We start from the raw sequence: 18,564 nt of genomic DNA, 5'->3' as shown, positions 1-18,564 counted from the left end.
GGGGGTTGCGCTGTCCTCTTCGTCGGCGGCGTCAGAGGTGTATAAGGGGCAGCCCCCAAAGCCTGCAAAGGAGCCGCAACCCCCAAAGGAGTTGGAGACCGCGCAGGGGCTAAGACCCCCAAAGCGGGAGCGGGGGTGAGCGGTGTTGGTGTGGGGTTTGAGGGGTTGTCGTTTCGGCGGGGTGGGTTTGAGTTGCCTGTTCCTCGGCAGCCTGTGCTTGTCAGGGCGTTCAACGTGTTGCGGCAGTACGACGAGTCGGAGGCGTGGCGCGCATGGGACGATCTGCGCGCGCGCCTGGCACCCACGGGCGTCCTCATCGAAGGGACGTGCGACGAGATCGGGCGGCGCGCGGTCTGGGTGACCCTCACCAAAGACGGTCCCCAGACCATTACGTTCGCGGCCCATCTGCGCTCGCTGGAACGTCCGTCCGTGCTGGCCGAGCGGTTGCCGAAGACGCTGATCCACCGGAACGTGCCGGGCGAGCCCGTCCACGCTCTGCTGACCGCGTTCGACCGCTGCTGGGCGATGGCCGCGCCGCACTCGGCGTTCGGCCCCCGCGCGCGCTGGGTCGAGGCCGTGTCGCTGTTGGCGCAGACCCACCCGGTTCTTACGCGTCCTCCGTTCGGCGGACGAAACCGGTGGCGCCTCGGCGAGGTCACCCTGCCCTGGGCGGCAGTGGCCCCTTACTCCCGGTAAAGCTTGTAGGGAGCGGCCTGCACGCGCGGCTGGACGTCGATCCGGTCGATGTTGACGTGCGGCGGACGGGTGACGGCCCAGGCGACGCAGTCGGCGATGTCCTCGGCGACCAGCGGCTCCGGGACGCCCTCGTACGGCTTGGCGGCCCGCTCCTCGTCCCCGCGGAACCGGACCAGCGAGAACTCCTCCGTCTTCACCAGCCCCGGCGCGATCTCCGTGATGCGGACGGGCTCGGCGACCAGTTCCAGCCGCATCACGTCGTTGACCGCGTAGGCGGCGTGCTTGGCCGCGTTGTACCCGCCGCCGCCCTCGTACGGGACGTGCGCGGCGAGCGAGGTGACGTTCACCACATGCCCGGCGCCGCTCTCGATCAGCTTCGGCAGAATCGCCTTGGTCACCCGCACGAGGCCCAGGACGTTCGTGTCGTACATCGCCTGCCAGTCGGCGAGGTCGGCGGTCGCGACGCTGTCGAGGCCGATGGCGCCGCCCGCGTTGTTGACCAGGACGTGGCAGGTGCCGACCGCCGCCGCGAGCGCGTCCACCGACTCCTGCGACGTCACGTCGAGGGTGACCGCCGCGACCGTGCCGGCGCCCGGCACGGTCTCGGTGATCTCCTTGGCGAGGGCGTCGCAGCGGTCGTGGCGCCGTGCCGCGAGGACGACGTTGAACCCCTCCGCCGCCAGGCGCTTCGCCGTGGCGGCCCCGATCCCGCTGCTTGCTCCGGTCACTATCGCGGTCTTACGCATGCGTCCAGGGTCCCAGGTGTCTGACGACGGGCCGCCGGTGAGGTCGATCACTGTGGCGGGAAGTCACGATTGTCCCCCTTGCTGAGGGAACACCTAACACGGTCGATAGGTTGCACTACCGGAGGTGGTGTGCAGTGTCGCGTCGTATCAACCGGGTTGCGACGGTCAGTGTTCATACTTCCCCCCTCGACCAACCTGGTACCGGCGACGCGGGCGGCATGAACGTCTACATCGTCGAGGTGGCCAAGCGGCTGGCGGCGCGGGGCGTGGAAGTCGATATCTTCACCCGCGCGACGTCGCGGGCCTTGCCTCCGGTCGTCGAACTCGCGCCGGGCGTCCTCGTCCGGAACGTCGTCGCCGGGCCGTTCGAGGAACTGGACAAGACCGAACTTCCCCGGCATCTGTGCGGCTTCACGTCGGGTGCCCTGCGCGTCGAGGCGTCCCACGACCCCGGCCACTACGACCTCCTGCACACGCACTACTGGCTGTCCGGGCAGGCCGGGCAGGCGATCAAGCAGCGGTGGGGCGTCCCGCTCGTCCACTCCATGCACACGATGGCGAAGGTCAAGAACGCGGCCCTCGCGGACGACGACAAGCCGGAGCCGGCCGAGCGCGTCCTCGGCGAGGAGCAGGTCGTGGCCTCGTCCGACCAGCTCGTCGCGAACACCGACGAGGAGGCCCAGGAACTCGTCGCCCTCTACGACGCCGACCCCTCGCGCGTCGCGACCGTGTCCCCTGGCGTCGACCTCTCCCTGTTCCGTCCCGAGTCGCCCATCTTGGCGCGCAGCACCGGACTCCTCCCGCATCGCACCGGTCCCGCCCGCCGCCGCCTCGGCCTGCCGCGCGACGCCTACGTGCTGCTGTTCGTCGGACGCATCCAGCCGCTCAAAGCGCCGGACGTCCTGCTGCGCGCCGTCGCCCGCATGCTCGCGGACGATCCGGCGCTGCGCTCGAAGCTCGTCGTCGCCGTCGTCGGCGGCCCGTCCGGTTCCGGCCGCTGCCGCCCCGAAGGGCTCCAGCGCCTCGCCGCCCACCTCGGCATCTCCGACGTCATGCGCTTCGAGCCGCCGAGCCCCCAGCACGAGCTGGCCGACTGGTACCGGGCCGCGGACGTCACCGTCATCCCGTCCCACAGCGAGTCGTTCGGGCTCGTCGCCGTCGAGTCGCAGGCATGCGGGACGCCCGTCGTCGCCTCCCGCGTCGGCGGCCTGTGCACGGCCGTCGCGGACGGCGAGTCCGGCGTGCTGATCCCCGGCCACGACCCGGCCCACTACGCCGCCGTCCTGCGCCGCCTGCACGCCGAACCCGGCCTGCACGCCCGCCTCGCGCGCGGCGCCGTCCGACACGCGGACGGCTTCGGCTGGGACGCGACCGTCGACCGCCTCCTCGACGTGTATACCGGTGCCATGTCGATTCCGGCCGTCCCCGTAGCAGCGGAGGTCTCAGCGTGAGCCCGGTCGAGACCATCAGGGAGACGCTCAAGGCGGCGGAGCTGGAGTTCGACGAGCCGCGCGAGAACGCGTTCTTCGTCAAGCTCCCCGGCCAGCACAAGCTCGCCACCATGACGTGGCTGATCGTCGGCGACCACTCCCTGCACGTCGAGGCGTTCTTCTGCCGCCGTCCCGACGAGAACCACGCCGACTTCTACCGGTTCCTCCTGGAGAAGAACGGCCGCATGTACGGGGTGGCGTTCGCGCTGGACGACATCGGCGACGTCCACCTCGTCGGGAAGCTCCCGTTGGAGGCCATCTCCCCGGACGAGATCGACCGCATCCTCGGCTGTGTCCTCACCTACTCCGACGACAACTTCGACAAGGCCCTCGAACGCGGGTTCAAGTCGTCCATCCAGCGCGAATGGGACTGGCGCGTCAAGCGCGGCGAGAGCCTCGCCAACCTCCAGGCGTTCGCCTCCTTCGCGGACCCGGCCAACCGCGAGTGACCCGTCCGGGCCGATAGGCTCTGAGTCATGGCGACCTTGGTATTGCTCCGGCATGGCGAAAGCGTCTGGAACGCGGAAGGGCTGTTCACCGGCTGGGTGGACGTCGACCTGTCCACGAAGGGCGAAGGCGAGGCGACCCGCGGCGGCGACCTGCTGCTCGACGCCGACATCACCCCGGACGTGGTGCACACCTCGCTGCTGAAGCGGGCCATCCGCACCGCCAACATCGCCCTGGACGTCGCGGACCTCCTCTGGATCCCCGTCGAGCGCTCCTGGCGGCTGAACGAGCGCCACTACGGCGCCCTCCAGGGCAAGAACAAGGCGCAGACGCGCGAGGAGTTCGGCGAAGAGCAGTTCATGACCTGGCGCCGCTCCTACGACACCCCGCCGCCGCCCATCAAGGACGACGACCCGCTGTCCCAGGTCAACGACCTCCGCTACGCCGAACTGCCGTCCGAGCTGATCCCGCGCTCGGAATGCCTCGCCGACGTCGTCGACCGCATGCTGCCCTACTGGTACGACGCGATCGTCCCCGACCTGGCCGTCGGCAAGACCGTCCTGGTCGCCGCGCACGGCAACTCGCTCCGCGCGCTCGTCAAGCACCTGGACGAGATCTCCGACGAGCAGATCGTCGGCCTCAACATCCCGACCGGCATCCCGCTCGTCTACGAGCTGGACGACGACTTCGCCCCGCTCAAGCGCGGCGGCGAGTACCTCGACCCGGCCGCCGCCAAGGCCGCCATCGAGGCCGTCAAGAACCAGGGCGCCGCCAAGAAGGGCGACCCCAAGCCCCCGACCCCGCCGGCCAAGGACGCCAAGAAGGAAAAGTCAAGGCGCGGCCGCAAGAAGTGACCCGGCGTGAGGGATCGGCGGTGCCGGTCCCTCACACCACGAACACGTACATGAACGCACCGCCGATGACGCCCATCCCGGCGAACGTCAGCGGCCCGGTCGCCCACGCGGAGGCCCGCGCCTGCTTGCGGGTCGCCCCCGCCTTCACCAGGCCCCGCCGGACGTCCCGGTAAGGGGACGACGCCCGGTCGGGGATCGGCATCATCGCCACCGGCGTGTACGCCACGATCAACAGCAGCACCACCACTTTCGCGGCGAGCCCGCCGACCAGCGCATGCGCCACGCCCCACACCAGGCCGAACGCGAGCAGTCCGGTGATGTAGAGGACGACCGACAACACGGCGGCCAGCCAGGTACGTCCCCTTGCCTTACGCACGACAGGCCCCCACACCCGTCCGATGGCCCATGACTGCGTCGCGATGGTCCAGGCCACGAAGGCCACCACAGTGCCGATAACAACGAACGCCATATCGCCCACGCCAAGCTCGGGGCTCCCATGATCTCAAGCCCCCGCCCCTCTCCAACCCCGAGCCCCCGCTCCGTTGACTTGCGGCGTGTTGTTGTCATCCGCCCGCCCAGAACCACAACACGCCGCAAGTCAACGCCGCGGGGGTGGCGGCTGAGTAGTCGCGGCGGCCCGAAATGAGTATCAGCGCCCTGCCATGTCCGCGACCGCCGAGGCCACGATGGACGTGACCGCAGAGGAGGCCGAGGGTGACTCACCAGACCGGGACCCGGGCGACCAACGAGATCTCGCTGGGCACCTGGCTCACCCTGCCCGTGGTGATCTTCCTCGGGGGAGTGCTGACGCTGGCCAACCTGCTGATGGCCGGCCTGGTGTTCGGCGGCCCGGCCTCCTGCGCCGAGGCGTCCTGCCCGGGCAGCCCCCTGTTCGCCAAGATCTTCCTGGCCATCGCCGTCGTCCCCGCAGTGACGACGATCGCGACCGTCTTCACCCTGCGCCCCGCACGATTCAAGCTCCGCTGCGCACTGATCGCGACGACGCTCGTGGTCCCGATCCTGGCGGACGCCATCGCCCTCTCCGCCTCCCCGGACTGGCTCTGGCCGTGAACGACGTCGTCAGGTGCGGGCGATGGTGAACCAGGTGAGGGTGCCGGGGCCGTAGGACATGCTGCCCCACTCCTTCGCGAGCGCGTCGATCAGGTGCAGACCGCGACCGCTCTCGGCCTCGTCGGAGTCGGGGTTGCCGCGCGGGGCCGGGATGGACGACGCGCCGCCCTCGTTCAGGATCTCGACACGGAGGGCGTCGTCCAGCCCCAGCAGCTTGACCGCGACCCGGCCGCCTCTGGCGCCGCTGCGAGTGAACCTGATCGCGTTGCTGACGCACTCGCAGGCCAGCAGCTCCGCGTCGCCGGCGATGGCGGGCGAACCGTTGCGGGCGAGGAGGCTTCGGACGTAGTGCCGGGCGTCCGGCACCTCCTCGACGGTCCCGGGGAAGACGATGAGCCCGAGGAAGCGCCCCGTCACGGCGCCGCCACCGTCGCGGCGATCCCCCGTGCCGCCCGCCCGTCCACCGGAATCCGGTTCGAGGGACTCCGCCCCCACGCGTAGAACCATTGCTCGCCTCGCAGTTCCGCTTTGATCTTCAAGGTCTCCGTGCCCCTCGGCACGTACAGGACCGGCATGTCGTACCGGTTGAGCGCGATCGCGCAGGACCGCCCGAGGACGTCCAACTCGACGGCGAGCACCACCAGGTGAAGCAACTGCACCTCGCGCCCCGTCATCGGACATTCTCCTCATTGTGGCCACTATGGGTGATTTGCTAATTACGCTGCGCGGTCAACCTGCCGTCGTTAGGATGCACGTCGAAGAGCATGAACGCAAGAGCGTATTTGTAGGTCGCTAAATAGCTTGATGGATCGAGGGACTCCGATGGCGCCAGGCAGGCACGTTCCGACCGTGGCCAGCACCCGTCTCGCCCGGGAACTCCGGAGCCTCCGCGGGCAGGCCGGCCTCAGCCAGGAAGCCGTGGCCGAGGAGATGGGCTGGAACGAGAGCAAACTGACCCGGATCGAGAACGACAAGAGCCGCGTCCTGGTCCGGGACGTCAAACGCCTGCTGGGCCTGTACAAGGTCGAAGGCGATGCGGCGGACGCGATGCTCGAACTGGCCCGGCTGGCTCGCGAACCCGACTGGTGGCACCAGTACTCCGGTGCCATCCCGAAGTGGTTCCAGGTCTACGTCGTCCTGGAGGCGTCCGCATCGCACGTCTTCCAGTACGAGGCTGAGTTCGTGCCAGGCGTCATGCAGACCGAGGACTACACACGGGCGATCATGTCGACCGCGCCGTCCGCAGATACGGACGATGAGATCGCCGACAAGGTCACGGTGAGGGCCGCTCGACAAGCGCGTCTGGGAGGCGATGACGCGCTTGAATTCTGGGCCGTTCTCAACGAGTCGGTGATCCGGCGTCTCGTGGGCGGCCGTGGGGTCATGCGGGAGCAGATCGAGCACCTGATCAAGCTGGCCCGACTCCGTAACGTGACCCTCCAGGTCCTGCCGTTCTCGGCTGGGGAGCACGGTGCCATGCATGGCACGTTCACGCTTCTGAAGTTCCGTGGAGCCGACGACCCCGACAAGGTGTACATGGAACAGCAGACCAGTTGCCTGTACATCCAGAAAGCGGACGAGGTTGACACGTATAGGCTGATATCCGACCATTTGCGTGCTCGTGCGCTCGACCCGAACCAGACGATCGAGATGCTTCGTGCGGTGGCTGCAGAGCTGACATAGGCAGGACTGAGCAAGGAGTGCCCATCATGGACCTGACCGCTGTCAACTGGCGCAAGAGTTCCTTGAGCGGCAACAACGGCGGCCAGTGCGTTGAGGTCGCTGTAGCCCGGGGCCGTGACTGCGGGGCGGCGAACAAGGTGGACGAGGAGTTCGTCGTGCTCGTCCGCGATAGTAAGAACCCGGAGCGGGAGCCGCAGGTGTTCACGGTGGCCGAGTGGGATGCGTTCCTGGACGGTGTTCGCCTGCGGGAGTTCGACTCGGCGCGCTTGATCGAGGAGTTCACCGCTCCCGTCCGCTGAGCTGACGTGAACTCCACTGGTGGGATGGCTGGTGGTCGGCACCTGCGGGCACGGGAGGTTTCCGAATCTGGTTCGGTTGGCTTGGGGTACTGTGAACAAACCAGACAATTGCCTCATGCTGCTGGCCGGATGAGGACACAGTGCGGTCACTACCAGCAAGTACCAAACGATCACGCTAAGTAGCGCCTAGAGTTGCGACCCTCAGGGAACATCTTTGGAACAGGCTGACGCCCCGTGTACGTGCGCGACAGGCAAGGAAGAGGACACCATGCCCGAAACACGCCATCACACTGACGTCGAAGTCGACGAGGTCTCACGGGCCGACGGCGCCTCCATGCTCGACAACGCCGCCCGCAGGCGGCTGAACATCTCCGGGGAAGAGTTCCTCGCCCGCTGGGACCGCGGCTACTACGACGACTCCGACGATCCTGCCGTCGCCGACGTCGCCATGCTGATCCCCTTTGCCAGGTAGGAACCCCCGCGAGGCCGTCGAAGCCTTCCTCGCCCCCCTGCAGGACACGCTCGCCTGCGTAGTCAAAGCCAAGATCACACTCTCTGAGGGCGGATACAACACCGCTGGTCGGGTCCACGGCCTCACCCTGAACCGTGACGAGGCCGTGAAGCTGAAGGGCGTCCAGCAACTACTGCTACGCGTCCAGATGAACTACGAGATCATCCCGGTGGAGGAGCCCGGCCGAGAACCGTGGCGGGTCACCACCCACGCCTACAACTACGAGGTGCAGAACAGCAGCGGCGAGGGCGTCGTGTCCTACCACTGGCACCCGAAGGGCAGGGTAAAGGGCCCGCACATCCATCTGGGACACACTCAACTGGCGAAGGACGTGGTGCTGCACAACAAGCTGCATATCCCCACTGCCCGGCTGTCGCTTGAAGGTGTGATCCGGCACTGCATCGAGGAGTTGCAGGTCGAGTCGCTCTCGGACGACTGGGACCACGTGCTGGCAACCAGGCAGGCCGACTTCGAAGCGTTCCGGAAGTGGGGCCAGTCACCGCCGCCGGCACCGGCGGTCGCGCCTAAGCCGGACACGAAGACCAGGCCGAGGCGGCCAGGGAAGCGGCGAAATCTCTGAACCTCAGAGTCCCCGGTTTACGGGGGGTCGCAGGCTCTTGTGTTGGTGAGGGGCGCGTCTGGGGACTGGTTCGAGCGCCAGGTGGGGACGTAGGCGAGGGGCAGGGATGGGGCCTGCCAGCCCGCGGCGGCGCCTTGTACTAGTTCGTAGCTTGTTAGGTCTTGGGTTGGTAGGGGGCCGCCGGTCAGGGTGGCGAGGATGGTGTCGCGTAGGGCGCCGTGGTCGGTTAGTGCGCCGTGGACGGTGCGGATCTCCACTACGGGGACGTTCGACAGGTGGCCTGCTGGGGGGACGGCCGCCGCGCTCGCGGTGGGCAGGAAAGCGACTATCCGGATGCCCTGGACCGGGCAGAGCATCCTGTTCCGGAAGTAGGGGCCCGCGGCGAGGATCGAGCGGACGAACGGCTCGTCCGCGCTGACCGTCGAGCCCGTCTGCCAGCGGGACAGCATCGCCAGGAGGCGCACCTCCCAGCCGAGGCCGACGCCCCAGCTGTCGGTGGAGCGGGGCGGGTAGTAGATCCGCACCGGGCGGACGAGCGGGCTCAGGAGCACCACGGTGTCCACCGGCGGGTCGCGGTGTTCGCGCAGGTAGGCGCGGAAGACGACGGTGCCTTCGCTGTGCGCGATGACGCCGATGGGGGCGCCGGTGCGCTTGTGGAGGTCGTTGATCTGGTCGGCGAGGCGGCGGGCGAGGATGTCCACCGACTGGTGGGTGGCGTTCGGCCCGTACGGCAGGGGCGCGCCATCGGGGTACTGGCCGCGGTACGAGTAGTAGGTGAAGTGCATCCAGGACGGGTAGCCGTGGATCCGCTGGCCCGTGTAGTGGCTGCCGTAGCCGTCGACGACCAGCACCTGACGGCCGCCGGTGGGCGCCAGGTGGTCGGTGTGATCTCCCTGACCCGAAGTGACTGGGAGAGGCCGATCAGGTGGCCGCCGATGCCGAGGAGCAGCAGCGGGATAAGGGCGAGCGCCAAGGGTGTGATGAATGCCGGGACGACCGGGAGGGGCTTGCCCGCAAGGGTGTGCACCAGACGTCTCCACAGCCATGTGTTGGCGAGACCCCACACTCCCGCCACCGGAACCGCCCACCAGCCGGGCGTCAGGCTGATCGCGGTGGACGCCGCGCTCAGCATGAGGAAGGTCAGGAACGCGAGGCCCAGCGGGACGAGGGTCGGAGGGTGGCGCCACCAGCCAGGCACGAGCCCGGCCCGGTTGAGGATCAGCGCCGTCACGCCGACCCCCAGGACGGAGCTCATCACGAACCATGACAGGCTCGTCCCGGCGCCCATCGCCGCGAGCGTCACCCACGGGGACAGCACCACGATCAGCAGCACCGTGCCCAGGGCGTGCGACCCCAGCAGCCGGCTGAATTCCGGACGCGGCACGGAGGACGGCCAGGCCAGCAGGGTCAGGACGGTGTTGAGCTGTGTCCGGAAGATCAGCAGCGCGACCAGTTCACCGCCGAACGCCGCCCATGAGGAGTGGAACACGAACACCCAGCGCAGGTCGTGGTAGGTGCCGAACGGCGGCGGGGCGAGGGCGTGCGGGGCGATGCCCGTGATCGACCCCATGCCGGCGGCGTGCAGCGCGGCCGCCTCCGCCGCGGCGGCGCCCGCCGTCAGGCACGCCAGAGCCCCCGTCCGGAATTCCACGAGGCAACGACTTCCCGGACGCCGCGCGCCGAACCGCCTGCTACCGGAGCGCGAGACGACGGTCCGGCGGGCGCGGTTCAAGGCTCGGGTGTACCTGATCGCGCCGGCCGTGCTAGGGCCCGTCCTGGCGGACGGCCTCACCATCGCCCTCGCGCCCGCCTGGGCGGTTTGACCGCGCGAGGGGTTACGAGAGGTCGGTGATCTCTTCGGGGCGCTGGCCTGTCACCAGGTAGACGACATTCTCCGCGACGTGGACGGCGTGGTCGGCGAAGCGTTCGAAGTAGCGGCCGGCGAGGGTGATGTCGACGGCGGGCTCGACGCCGTGCTTCCACTTGGGGGACAGCAGGATGTCGAACAGGCGGCGGTGGAGGCGGTCCATCTGGTCGTCGTCGGCGTCCAGTTCGAGGCCCATCTCCACGTCCTGGGACGCGATCACGCTGCCCGTCTTCGCGATCATGCGCTCGGCGATCTGCCCCATCTCCAGGACGGTCGCCTGCAGCTCCGGCGGGACGGCCGACTCGGGGTGCCGGCGGCGGGCGGTCTTGGCGATGTGCACGGCGAGGTCGCCCATCCGCTCCAGGTCGCCGCCCATCCGCAGCGCCGTGATCAGCGTGCGCAGGTCGCCGGCGACGGGCTGCTGCCGCGCCATCAGGTCGAAGACGGTCGCCTCGATGTCCGCGTCGATCTTGTTGACGTGCTCGTCACCGCTGATGACCTCCTCGGAGAGCCGCAGGTCGGCGTCCAGCAGGGCGGTCACCGCGCGGGCCATGGCGGACCGGACCAGGCGGGTCATCTCCACCAGGCTGTCGGTGAGGGAGTCGAGCTCCTCGTGGTAGGCGTCGCGCAATTGAAGTCCTTCGCAGGGGACGGGGGCAGGGCGGACTCGCCCACGACACAGCATGCCCCGCCGCCGTGAACGGGCCCGGAGGGGAAGGCGAACTTTCGGCTAACGGTGCATCCTGACCAGGGCGGTGGGGAAGGGCGGGTCGCAAAGCCGCTTACGATCCGAGGTGTGGAGGTCGAGATTGTGGCGAGCCTCGCGGGGCTCGCCGGGCTCGCGATCGGGCTCACGACCGGATTCGCGGTGCGTGTGAGCGAGCGAGCCCAGCGGACGCGGGTGCCGGCGGCCCCCGCGGGGACGCTGCCCCCGGGCGTCGCGTCGGTGCTGAGCGTTCTGCGGTCGTCCGCCGTCGTCGTGGACGGCGAGGACCGGGTGCTGCGCGCCAGCTCCGCCGCGCGGGCGTACGGGCTGGTCAGCGGCGACCGCCTCGTCGTGGACGAGGTCCTCGCGATGACCCGGCTGGTGCGCCGGGACGGGGAGATCCGGGAGACCGAGATCCAGGTCGGGCCGATGAGCGTGCGGAGCCGCGCGGACGGCCGCTGGTTCGCGGTGCGGGTCGCGCCGCTCGGGTCGCACGGCCTCGTCCTCGTCCTCGCCGAGGACCTGACCGACATGCACCGCACGGAGGCGATACGGCGTGATTTCGTGGCGAACGTCAGCCACGAGCTGAAGACCCCGGTCGGCGCCCTGTCGCTGCTCGCCGAGACCGTCGAGGGCGCCGCCGACGACCCGGAGGCCGTCCGCCGGTTCGCCGGGCGGATGCAGTACGAGTCGGTGCGGCTCAACAACCTCGTCCAGGACCTGATGACGCTGTCGCGGGTCCAGGGGCAGGAGCCGCTGCCCGACATGAAGGCCGTCGCGCTGGACGACGTCATGGTGGAGGCGCTCGAACGCTGCCAGTTCAAGGCGTCCGCGAAGGAGATCGAGCTGGCGTCCGGCGGCGAGGAGGACCTGCGGGTACGCGCCGACCAGGAGCTGCTCGTCACCGCGCTGCGCAACCTCGTCGACAACGCCGTCGCCTACAGCCCCGAGCGCACCCGGGTCGTGGTGTCGGCGCGGCGGTGCGACGACCGGCAGGTCGAGATCAACGTGACCGACCAGGGCATCGGCATCCCCGACACCGAGATCGGCCGGATCTTCGAGCGCTTCTACCGGGTCGACCCGGCCCGCTCCCGGCAGACCGGCGGCACCGGGCTCGGCCTCGCCATCGTCAAGCACGTCACCGGCAAGCACGGCGGCGACGTGACGGTGTGGAGCAAGGAGGGGCACGGGTCGACGTTCACGATCCGGCTGCCGCTGCTCGACGCGCCGTCCCGTCCCCGTCCGGCCGCAGCGGAATCCCCGCACAACACCGCCCGGGAGGCAGAACAGTGACCCGCGTGCTCGTCGTGGAAGACGAGGAGTCGTTCAGCGACGCGCTGTCGTACAACCTGCGCAAGGAGGGCTTCGAGGTGGCGGTCGCCGCCACCGGCCCCGACGCGCTGGACATCTTCGAGCGCAACGGCGCCGACCTCGTCCTGCTCGACCTGATGCTGCCCGGGCTGCCCGGGACCGAGGTGTGCCGGGAGCTGCGCGCCAAGTCCAACGTGCCGGTGATCATGCTGACCGCGAAGGACAGCGAGGTCGACAAGGTCGTCGGGCTGGAGCTCGGCGCCGACGACTACGTCACCAAGCCGTTCTCCACCCGCGAGCTGATCGCCCGGATGCGGGCCGTCCTGCGCCGGCAGGGCGAGGTGGACGAGCCCGCGCCCGCGACGCTGGAGGCCGGCCCGGTCCGGATGGACGTGGAACGGCACATCGTGAGCGTCGGCGGTGAGCCCGTCCAGCTGCCGCTGAAGGAGTTCGAGCTGCTGGAGGTGCTGCTGCGCAACGCCGGGCGGGTGCTGACCCGGATGCAGCTGATCGACCGCGTGTGGGGCGCCGACTACGTGGGCGACACCAAGACGCTGGACGTCCACATCAAACGCCTCCGCGCCAAGATCGAGGAGACGCCGTCCGCGCCGCGGTACATCGTGACCGTGCGGGGGCTGGGCTACAAGTTCGAACCGTGACGCGGAACGGCCCGTCCGGAGTGCGGACGGGCCGTTCTATACGTGCGAAGGGTCAGGCGGCGGGCGTCTCGGTTCCGCCGGGCGTCTGCGTGGCGCCCGGGGTCGGCTCGCCGGACGCGCCGGGGCTCGGGCTGCCGGACGGGCCCGTCGCCCCCGGCGTCGGGCTGCCGGACGCCGGCGCGGACGGGGTGGCGAGCGGGTAGGTGAGGTAGTCCTGCTGGTGCGGGACGACGGGCACCTGGAACTCGACCGCGCCCGCGTGCTCGAACTGGAGCCGCACCGGGACGGTCGACCCCGCGATGAGTTCCTGGGTGAGCCCGTTGAGCACGATCAGCGGCTGCTCGCCCGTGCCGGGGGTCACCGGCAGCGGGCTCTCCTCCGGGCCGGCCGTGTTCTGCGACGTCGGGGTGCTGGACGGGTTCGGCGTGGCGCCGGTGCCGGCGGTGGGCTCCGGGCTCCCGGTCCCCGTGGGGGAGCCGGACGGAGTGGCCGCGGGACTCTGCGCCGACGGCTTGCCGAGCAGCTTGACCATGCTGCCCGTCCCGTCCGGCGCGGCGGGCGGCAGCGTGATGGTGCCGCCCGCGATCTTCGCCCCGCTGAAGGCCGGCGAGCTGACCGCGACCAGCCGGTCCTCCCTGCCCTCCACCTGGTTGATCAGCACGCCGTAGAGCGGCATGGCCTGGCCGGGCTTGGTCGGCTCACCGGAACCCGGGCCCAGCAGGAACATGTTGCGCAGGTCGATCTGCGACGCCTCCGGCTTGTCCTTCGGGACCGTCACGTTGACGCCCTCGGACAGGCGGGTCGGGTAGGCGGACTGGGGAGTCTCGCCGGCGCCGCAGCCGGAGATCACCGGCGCGATCGCGACGGCGCCCGCGACGGCGAGCACGACCACTCGACGGCTGTTTCGGATCACGGCGTCGGTCTCCTCGCGAAGTGTCAGCAGAAAGTGAGAGTGGCGTGAGATACGCCAGAGGAAGCGTAGCGAGACCCTGCCGCGGATCCCTCTCCGGGGTGGCCGACACGCTCGCACATGGCCTGAACAATGCTCGCGAACGCGCGGAACATGCGTCCCGTGCGCCGCGATCCGGCTCCTTGGGCGGTCCGGCTCCTCGGGGCCAGCTCCCCGGCCGGTCAGCCGGTGCCGGTCAGCCGGTGCCGAGGGACTCGACCCGGCCGGTGAGCTCGGGCCCCGGCTGCGGCGCGTGGACGATCTCGGTGACGATGCCGTCCGGCTGCACGAACACGGCGGTCAGGCCGGTGCCGGTCGGGCCGCGCGTGCCGGGCGCGGGGGCGTAGGCGGCGGCGAGGACGCCGGCCCGGTCTTCGAGGATCAGCGGCGTCCCGTCGTGGGCGGTGCCGACGCACGCCCGCAGCTCCTTCAGCGACGTCGCCTTCCGGTCACCGGCGGGACGCGGGTCGGCGACGAGCCAGAAGTTGAGCTTGTACTGCCGCGTCTCGCCCGCGAGGTCGGCTACCACGTTCTCGCACTCGTAGGCGGGCGGGACGATGCCGATCACGCCGGGACGCAGGTCGCGCAGCGGGGTGGACGTGCTGCCGTCCGCCTGGACGACCTGCTCGTCCGGCAGCAGGCCGCCGATCTTGCCGGGGCTCGCGGACGGCCGGGGCGCGAGCTGCGCGCCCGTCGGGCGGGGTACGGGACGCGGGCCGAACGCCGTCATGAGCACGCCGCTGAGCAGCGCGACCAGCAGCGCGCCCGCGATGATCGGGATCGCGACGCCGAACCGGGTCACCGGGTGGACGAACCGCCGGACCCGGGCGTGGCGGCGCCGGCGCCGCTCCTCGCGGTGGTAGGCGGCCATGTCGCGCTCGAGCTCGCGGGCGTCGTCGGGCACGACGACGTCAATGCGCGGGAGCCCGTAGTCGTCGGGCTCGGAGTCGCCGCCGTCCGGCCTCACCGCCGCACCTCCCCTCCCCGCTCGCGTGCCCACGGGCCGCCGTCCTATTCGGGGCCTTCCGGGCGCTTCGTACCCGCGCGGCCCGGCATGCTCACCTCCAGTATGGAACGCATCCGCGCGGCGGGCGGGACGGATGCTTGTAACGGGGCTCCCCTTACCGGTAATGGCGTTCGGACGGGGTCCAGGTGATCTATCGGCTACGCTGAGTACGGGGAACTGGTCGCCGATGCACCATTAAAGGGCTTTGTCAATACCCCAATATGGCGTTGACCTGGGCATTTGTCTGGAAGGCCGGTTCAGCCACGCTCGTTTCCGTGGTACCCTGGTTCTAGCGGAAGGGGTACTTGTCACATGACTTTCCAGGTCGGCGACACCGTCGTCTACCCCCACCATGGGGCTGCTCGGATCGAGGCCATCGAGACTCGCACCATCAAGGGTGAGGACAGGACCTATCTGGTTCTGAAGGTTGACAAGGGTGACCTGACGGTGCGGGTCCCGGTTGAGAGCGTTGAGGACGTGGGCGTCCGGGACGTCGTCGGCCAGGAGGGGCTGGAGAAGGTGTTCGAGGTGCTTCGCGCACCCTACACCGAGGAGCCCACCAACTGGTCGCGCCGGTACAAGGCGAACCTTGAGAAGCTGGCGTCCGGCGACGTCAACAAGGTCGCCGAGGTCGTCCGCGACCTGTGGCGGCGCGACAAGGAGCGCGGCCTGTCCGCGGGTGAGAAGCGGATGCTCGCCAAGGCGCGGCAGATTCTGGTCAGCGAGCTCGCGCTCGCCGAGAAGACCAACGAGGACAAGGCAGAGGCCCTGCTGGACGAGGTCCTGGCCAGCTGAGCGGCCGGCCGAGTTGAGCACACGGCTTCCACGGGTGGGCGTCGGTACCGACGTCCACCCGTTCTCGTCCACCCCGCGCCCGCTCAAGGTCGCGGGCCTCGACTGGCCGGGCGAAGGCCACGGCTTGGCCGGCCACTCCGACGGCGACGTCGCCGCGCACGCCGCCTGCGACGCCCTCCTGTCGGCCTGCGGCCTGGGCGACCTCGGCGCCGTCTTCGGCACCGCCGACCCCCGCTGGTCCGGCGCCTCCGGCGTCGACCTCCTCCAGGAGGTCGCCCGCCGCGTCACCGAAGCGGGCTTCACCATCGGCAACGTCGCCATCCAGATCATCGGCAACCGCCCCAAGATCGGCAAACGCCGCGCGGAGGCGGAGAAAACCCTGACCGAGGCCCTGGCCGGCGCCCCGGTAACCATCTCAGCCACCACCACAGACGGCCTAGGCCTAACAGGCCGAGGCGAAGGCCTGGCAGCGATCGCCACCGCCCTCGTCCTCTAGGGCTGGGCGGGGTGGATGGTGCCGGTTACTTCGCCGAGGGTTATGCGGGAGCCGGAGGCGCCCGGGGCTTGGGCGCGGAGCGTCACCGTGTCGCCGTCCTCCAGGTATGTGCGCTTTGTGCCGTCGGGCAGTGACAGGGGCTCCTGGCCGTTCCAGCTGAGTTCGAGCATGCAGCCGCGCTGCTCGCGGTCCGGGCCCGAGACCGTCCCCGAGGCGAACAGGTCGCCGGTGCGGAGCGGGGCGCCGTTCACGGTGGCGTGGGCCAGTTGCTGCGGGGACGTCCAGTACATCGACGCGAACGGCGGGCGAGCCGCCACCTGGCCGTTGATCAGGACCTCCAGGTGCAGGTCCAGGCCCCACGGATCGTCGCATCGCAGGTAGGGCAGCGGCGCCGGATCCTGGACGGGCGGCGACACGCGCGCCGGCTCCAGAGCGGCGACCGGCACCACCCATGAGGAGATCGACGTCGCGAACGACTTGCCCAGGAACGGGCCGAGCGGCTGCGACTCCCAGGCTTGCAGGTCGCGCGCGCTCCAGTCGTTCACCAGGACGAACCCGAACACGTGGTCGCGGAACGCGCTCGTGGGGACGCCGCGTCCGGCCGAGGAGGGGACGCCGGCGACGAACCCGACCTCGACCTCGAAGTCCAGGCGAAGGGACGGGCCGTAGGACGGTTCCTGGTCGCCGGGCGCGCGGCGCTGACCGGACGGCCGGATGATCGGCGTGCCCGACGGGTACACGGTCCCCGCGCGGCCGTGGTAGCCGACCGGCAGCCGCTTCCAGTTGGGCGTCAGCGGGTCGCCCTGCGGCCGGAACATGCGTCCCGCGTTGGTGGCGTGGTGCTCGGACGAGTAGAAGTCGACGTAGTCCGCGACCTCGAACGGCCGCAGCAACTCCGCGTCCGCGACCGGGATCAGGTGCGGCTCCACCTGCGCCCGGTAGGACGCGTCGGTGAGCAGCTCGGTCACCCGCTCCCGGTTCGCCTGCCAGGCGGGACGTCCCGCGACCATGAAGGCGTTCAGCGAACCCGAGGCGAAGTAGTGGCGGTCCTCGACCAGCCCGGCGGCGGACATCGCCGCCAGGTCCAGGACGCGGTCGCCGATGGCCACGCCGACGCGCGGCAGCTCACCGGGGCGCGCGAACACCCCGTACGGCAGGTTCTCGATGCCGAACCCCGCGTCCTCATCGACCTCAACCCACGAAACGGTCGTCATGGAGACATATCTTTCCCCGTGTCCGGCGTTCTGATCAGGCCCAAGACGTCGAGATTGCGGACATTGACCGCGACCAGGAGGTTTCGGGTGGCTTGCACGGCGTCGTCCGAGAGGTCCTGGACCTCGGTGGCCAGGGACGGGGCGTCGGTGCGTTGGAGTGTTCGACCGATGTCGGCCTCACCGGCGGCGGCCTGCGCGGTGGCCAGCAGGACGTTCAAGAACCCCTGGCCCGCGCAGGTGAACTGAAGCTCGCGTTCCGCGCACGCCGTGATGAACGCTGCCGACACTGTTGCGGTGGTGGTGCCGAGCGGTGTGCCGAGGTCGCGGGCTGCGGCGATGCGGTCCAGCGCGTCCCGCCAGCCGGGCGAAAGACGCACCTCGATGCGCGCGGGGACGTCGGACGGCAGCCGCGCGAGCATCACGGCGACGGCTCGCGCCTGGTCGGCGTCCCCGGGCACGGCGATCTCCATCGCGGACGGCCGGACGCGCGGCTCGGCCCGGACGGCGTCCAGCGCCTTCGGCAGCTCCTCGATCCCGGTGTCCGCGACGAGGACGAGGTCGAGCAGGTCCTCCGGGACGAGATGGGTCCGCAACTCGGCGAAGCGGGACGCGGGGCACCGCAGCCGTCCGGTGCTGGGGTTCCGGACGGCCTCGCGGTAGGCGGGGAGCGCCTCGTCCATCGGGGCGCGTTCCGGCGGGAAGAGCGCGGCGTCGTCGAAGAGCCGAGCGAGTAAGGCGCTCATGCCGGGCCACTACCCCGGACCCGTCCCGCTAGTCGGCGGGCGGGGTGGGGCCGCTGCGGAAGTTGCTGGACGGCGGCGGGTTCCAGTCCTTGGCCTGCGGGTCGCCGGCGTCGGGGTCCTCGGCGCGGTCGGCGGGCGGGGCGTCGTGCAGGTCCTCGTCGGCGCCGGGGATCACGATGTCGGGACGCGTCGTGGACGCCACGGGACGCTCCTCCACGTCCTCCCGGTCACGGCCGCGGACCAGTTCGACGTCCGTCGGCAGCAGCGCCGGAACCGGGTCGAGCGGCAGCCTTGGCTCTGGCAGCGCGTCCAGCGGCGGCGCCGGCTCGGACGACAGGCTGCCCCCGTACCCGACGTCCTCCCGCGCGCGCACGTACCCACCCGGCTCGTCGTCGGCAGGGGCGCGCGGGAGGACGTCGGGTACGGGGGCAGCCTGTCGTC

At 70.2% G+C, this 18,564-nt stretch carries 26 protein-coding genes; 15 read left to right on the top strand and 11 right to left on the bottom strand.

The annotated features are described in order from the left end of the window. The first annotated feature begins 234 nt into the window (after positions 1-234). Entirely contained in the window at positions 235-696 is a 462-nt protein-coding gene (locus HUX53_RS24900) for a hypothetical protein (RefSeq protein WP_255205604.1), read from the top strand. Here HUX53_RS24900 and HUX53_RS24895 read toward each other — a convergent pair. Next, positions 684-1,442, bottom strand: a complete 759-nt coding sequence (locus HUX53_RS24895) for an SDR family NAD(P)-dependent oxidoreductase (RefSeq protein WP_176405647.1) — start codon at positions 1,440-1,442, stop codon at positions 684-686. The two genes, HUX53_RS24900 and HUX53_RS24895, sit on opposite strands and share 13 nt — an antisense overlap. Positions 1,443-1,576: 134 nt before the next feature. Here HUX53_RS24895 and mshA point away from each other — a divergent pair, with 134 nt between their 5' ends. From mshA to HUX53_RS24880, 3 genes are read left to right on the top strand one after another with little or no spacing between them, the layout of a single operon-like run. Continuing rightward, positions 1,577-2,893 (top strand): D-inositol-3-phosphate glycosyltransferase, encoded by a 1,317-nt coding sequence (gene mshA / locus HUX53_RS24890; protein ID WP_176405646.1) that lies wholly within the window; start codon positions 1,577-1,579, stop codon positions 2,891-2,893. Continuing rightward, positions 2,890-3,381, top strand: a complete 492-nt coding sequence (locus tag HUX53_RS24885) for a YbjN domain-containing protein (RefSeq protein WP_176405645.1) — start codon at positions 2,890-2,892, stop codon at positions 3,379-3,381. The genes mshA and HUX53_RS24885 overlap by 4 nt, the downstream gene beginning before the upstream one ends. Before the next feature lie 27 nt (positions 3,382-3,408). Further along, positions 3,409-4,233 (top strand): phosphoglyceromutase, encoded by an 825-nt coding sequence (locus HUX53_RS24880; protein ID WP_255205603.1) that lies wholly within the window; start codon positions 3,409-3,411, stop codon positions 4,231-4,233. Between the two features lie 31 nt (positions 4,234-4,264). On the opposite strand, the gene HUX53_RS24875 is transcribed toward HUX53_RS24880, so the two are convergent. Next, the gene (locus HUX53_RS24875) at positions 4,265-4,609 is read right to left on the bottom strand and encodes a hypothetical protein (RefSeq protein WP_176405644.1); all 345 of its coding nucleotides are present in this window, start codon (positions 4,607-4,609) and stop codon (positions 4,265-4,267) included. A 338-nt stretch (positions 4,610-4,947) separates the two neighbouring features. Between HUX53_RS24875 and HUX53_RS24870 the strand changes: the two genes are divergently transcribed. Next, a complete protein-coding gene (locus tag HUX53_RS24870) occupies positions 4,948-5,304 on the top strand; it encodes a hypothetical protein (protein WP_176405643.1) in 357 nt (118 codons plus the stop codon). 9 nt (positions 5,305-5,313) lie between these two features. Here the strand turns inward: HUX53_RS24870 and HUX53_RS24865 are convergent, their stop codons facing one another. Further along, positions 5,314-5,721: an ATP-binding protein gene (locus HUX53_RS24865; RefSeq protein WP_176405642.1), complete on the bottom strand. Its 408-nt coding sequence runs from the start codon at positions 5,719-5,721 to the stop codon at positions 5,314-5,316. Further along, positions 5,718-5,978 (bottom strand): hypothetical protein, encoded by a 261-nt coding sequence (locus HUX53_RS24860; RefSeq protein WP_176405641.1) that lies wholly within the window; start codon positions 5,976-5,978, stop codon positions 5,718-5,720. The genes HUX53_RS24865 and HUX53_RS24860 overlap by 4 nt, the downstream gene beginning before the upstream one ends. Before the next feature lie 175 nt (positions 5,979-6,153). Between HUX53_RS24860 and HUX53_RS24855 the strand changes: the two genes are divergently transcribed. The 4 genes from HUX53_RS24855 (at position 6,154) to HUX53_RS24840 (ending at position 8,377) form a co-directional block, all read left to right on the top strand. After that, positions 6,154-6,987, top strand: coding sequence for a helix-turn-helix transcriptional regulator (locus tag HUX53_RS24855; RefSeq protein WP_176405640.1), 834 nt, complete (start codon positions 6,154-6,156; stop codon positions 6,985-6,987). A gap of 26 nt (positions 6,988-7,013) precedes the next feature. Beyond that, positions 7,014-7,286 carry a DUF397 domain-containing protein gene (locus tag HUX53_RS24850; RefSeq protein ID WP_176405639.1) on the top strand — a complete coding sequence of 91 codons (273 nt, stop codon included), beginning with the start codon at positions 7,014-7,016 and terminating at the stop codon, positions 7,284-7,286. A gap of 268 nt (positions 7,287-7,554) precedes the next feature. Then, positions 7,555-7,758, top strand: coding sequence for a hypothetical protein (locus HUX53_RS24845; protein ID WP_176405638.1), 204 nt, complete (start codon positions 7,555-7,557; stop codon positions 7,756-7,758). Then, the gene (locus HUX53_RS24840) at positions 7,748-8,377 is read left to right on the top strand and encodes a hypothetical protein (RefSeq protein ID WP_176405637.1); all 630 of its coding nucleotides are present in this window, start codon (positions 7,748-7,750) and stop codon (positions 8,375-8,377) included. Before HUX53_RS24845 ends, HUX53_RS24840 begins: the two co-directional genes overlap by 11 nt. A gap of 17 nt (positions 8,378-8,394) precedes the next feature. On the opposite strand, the gene HUX53_RS24835 is transcribed toward HUX53_RS24840, so the two are convergent. Next, complete coding sequence (locus HUX53_RS24835) at positions 8,395-9,228, bottom strand: hypothetical protein (protein ID WP_176405636.1); 834 nt, start codon at positions 9,226-9,228, stop codon at positions 8,395-8,397. Between the two features lie 360 nt (positions 9,229-9,588). Here HUX53_RS24835 and HUX53_RS24830 point away from each other — a divergent pair, with 360 nt between their 5' ends. Both HUX53_RS24830 and HUX53_RS24825 read left to right on the top strand, forming a co-directional pair. Then, the gene (locus HUX53_RS24830; protein ID WP_176405635.1) at positions 9,589-9,891 is read left to right on the top strand and encodes a hypothetical protein; all 303 of its coding nucleotides are present in this window, start codon (positions 9,589-9,591) and stop codon (positions 9,889-9,891) included. Between the two features lie 42 nt (positions 9,892-9,933). After that, the gene (locus HUX53_RS24825; protein ID WP_176405634.1) at positions 9,934-10,200 is read left to right on the top strand and encodes a hypothetical protein; all 267 of its coding nucleotides are present in this window, start codon (positions 9,934-9,936) and stop codon (positions 10,198-10,200) included. A gap of 12 nt (positions 10,201-10,212) precedes the next feature. On the opposite strand, the gene phoU is transcribed toward HUX53_RS24825, so the two are convergent. Further along, on the bottom strand, positions 10,213-10,875 hold the full coding sequence (gene phoU / locus HUX53_RS24820) for a phosphate signaling complex protein PhoU (protein WP_176405633.1): 663 nt from the start codon (positions 10,873-10,875) through the stop codon (positions 10,213-10,215). Positions 10,876-11,040: 165 nt separating this feature from the next. Between phoU and HUX53_RS24815 the strand changes: the two genes are divergently transcribed. Together HUX53_RS24815 and HUX53_RS24810 are read left to right on the top strand one after the other, a co-directional pair. Further along, positions 11,041-12,243 (top strand): cell wall metabolism sensor histidine kinase WalK, encoded by a 1,203-nt coding sequence (locus HUX53_RS24815; protein ID WP_176405632.1) that lies wholly within the window; start codon positions 11,041-11,043, stop codon positions 12,241-12,243. Then, positions 12,240-12,920: a response regulator transcription factor gene (locus tag HUX53_RS24810; RefSeq protein WP_176405631.1), complete on the top strand. Its 681-nt coding sequence runs from the start codon at positions 12,240-12,242 to the stop codon at positions 12,918-12,920. The genes HUX53_RS24815 and HUX53_RS24810 overlap by 4 nt, the downstream gene beginning before the upstream one ends. A gap of 52 nt (positions 12,921-12,972) precedes the next feature. Here the strand turns inward: HUX53_RS24810 and HUX53_RS24805 are convergent, their stop codons facing one another. Both HUX53_RS24805 and HUX53_RS24800 read right to left on the bottom strand, forming a co-directional pair. After that, positions 12,973-13,833: a hypothetical protein gene (locus tag HUX53_RS24805; RefSeq protein WP_176405630.1), complete on the bottom strand. Its 861-nt coding sequence runs from the start codon at positions 13,831-13,833 to the stop codon at positions 12,973-12,975. 232 nt (positions 13,834-14,065) lie between these two features. Then, on the bottom strand, positions 14,066-14,836 hold the full coding sequence (locus HUX53_RS24800) for a hypothetical protein (RefSeq protein WP_176405629.1): 771 nt from the start codon (positions 14,834-14,836) through the stop codon (positions 14,066-14,068). Positions 14,837-15,187: 351 nt separating this feature from the next. Here HUX53_RS24800 and HUX53_RS24795 point away from each other — a divergent pair, with 351 nt between their 5' ends. Continuing rightward, the gene (locus HUX53_RS24795) at positions 15,188-15,670 is read left to right on the top strand and encodes a CarD family transcriptional regulator (protein ID WP_176405628.1); all 483 of its coding nucleotides are present in this window, start codon (positions 15,188-15,190) and stop codon (positions 15,668-15,670) included. Between the two features lie 34 nt (positions 15,671-15,704). Next, complete coding sequence (ispF, locus tag HUX53_RS24790) at positions 15,705-16,166, top strand: 2-C-methyl-D-erythritol 2,4-cyclodiphosphate synthase (RefSeq protein WP_176405627.1); 462 nt, start codon at positions 15,705-15,707, stop codon at positions 16,164-16,166. Here the strand turns inward: ispF and fahA are convergent. The 3 genes from fahA to HUX53_RS24775 all read right to left on the bottom strand — a co-directional run. Then, positions 16,163-17,380, bottom strand: a complete 1,218-nt coding sequence (fahA, locus tag HUX53_RS24785; RefSeq protein WP_176405626.1) for a fumarylacetoacetase — start codon at positions 17,378-17,380, stop codon at positions 16,163-16,165. The two genes, ispF and fahA, sit on opposite strands and share 4 nt — an antisense overlap. Then, positions 17,377-18,123: a hypothetical protein gene (locus tag HUX53_RS24780; protein ID WP_176405625.1), complete on the bottom strand. Its 747-nt coding sequence runs from the start codon at positions 18,121-18,123 to the stop codon at positions 17,377-17,379. Before HUX53_RS24780 ends, fahA begins: the two co-directional genes overlap by 4 nt. Positions 18,124-18,151: 28 nt before the next feature. Then, positions 18,152-18,564, bottom strand: a 413-nt coding sequence (locus HUX53_RS24775; RefSeq protein ID WP_217919856.1) for a hypothetical protein, incomplete at its 5' end; no start/stop codon positions are given.

It is taken from the genome of Actinomadura sp. BRA 177 (assembly GCF_013372625.1).
Lineage (GTDB): Bacteria > Actinomycetota > Actinomycetes > Streptosporangiales > Streptosporangiaceae > Spirillospora.
The sequence above is the reverse complement of the archived record's forward strand: the minus strand, read 5'-3'. Positions and strand labels throughout refer to the sequence as shown.

Excerpts from the sequence above, each read along its gene's own strand:
- HUX53_RS24895 (WP_176405647.1), bottom strand. The coding sequence starts at position 1,442 with ATGCGTAAGACCGCGATAGTGACCGGAGCAAGCAGCGGGATCGGGGCC.
- HUX53_RS24880 (WP_255205603.1), top strand. The coding sequence starts at position 3,409 with ATGGCGACCTTGGTATTGCTCCGGCATGGCGAAAGCGTCTGGAACGCG.
- HUX53_RS24860 (WP_176405641.1), bottom strand. The coding sequence starts at position 5,978 with ATGACGGGGCGCGAGGTGCAGTTGCTTCACCTGGTGGTGCTCGCCGTC.
- HUX53_RS24850 (WP_176405639.1), top strand. The coding sequence starts at position 7,014 with ATGGACCTGACCGCTGTCAACTGGCGCAAGAGTTCCTTGAGCGGCAAC.
- HUX53_RS24845 (WP_176405638.1), top strand. The coding sequence starts at position 7,555 with ATGCCCGAAACACGCCATCACACTGACGTCGAAGTCGACGAGGTCTCA.
- HUX53_RS24795 (WP_176405628.1), top strand. The coding sequence starts at position 15,188 with ATGACTTTCCAGGTCGGCGACACCGTCGTCTACCCCCACCATGGGGCT.
- fahA (WP_176405626.1), bottom strand. The coding sequence starts at position 17,380 with ATGACGACCGTTTCGTGGGTTGAGGTCGATGAGGACGCGGGGTTCGGC.
- HUX53_RS24780 (WP_176405625.1), bottom strand. The coding sequence starts at position 18,123 with ATGAGCGCCTTACTCGCTCGGCTCTTCGACGACGCCGCGCTCTTCCCG.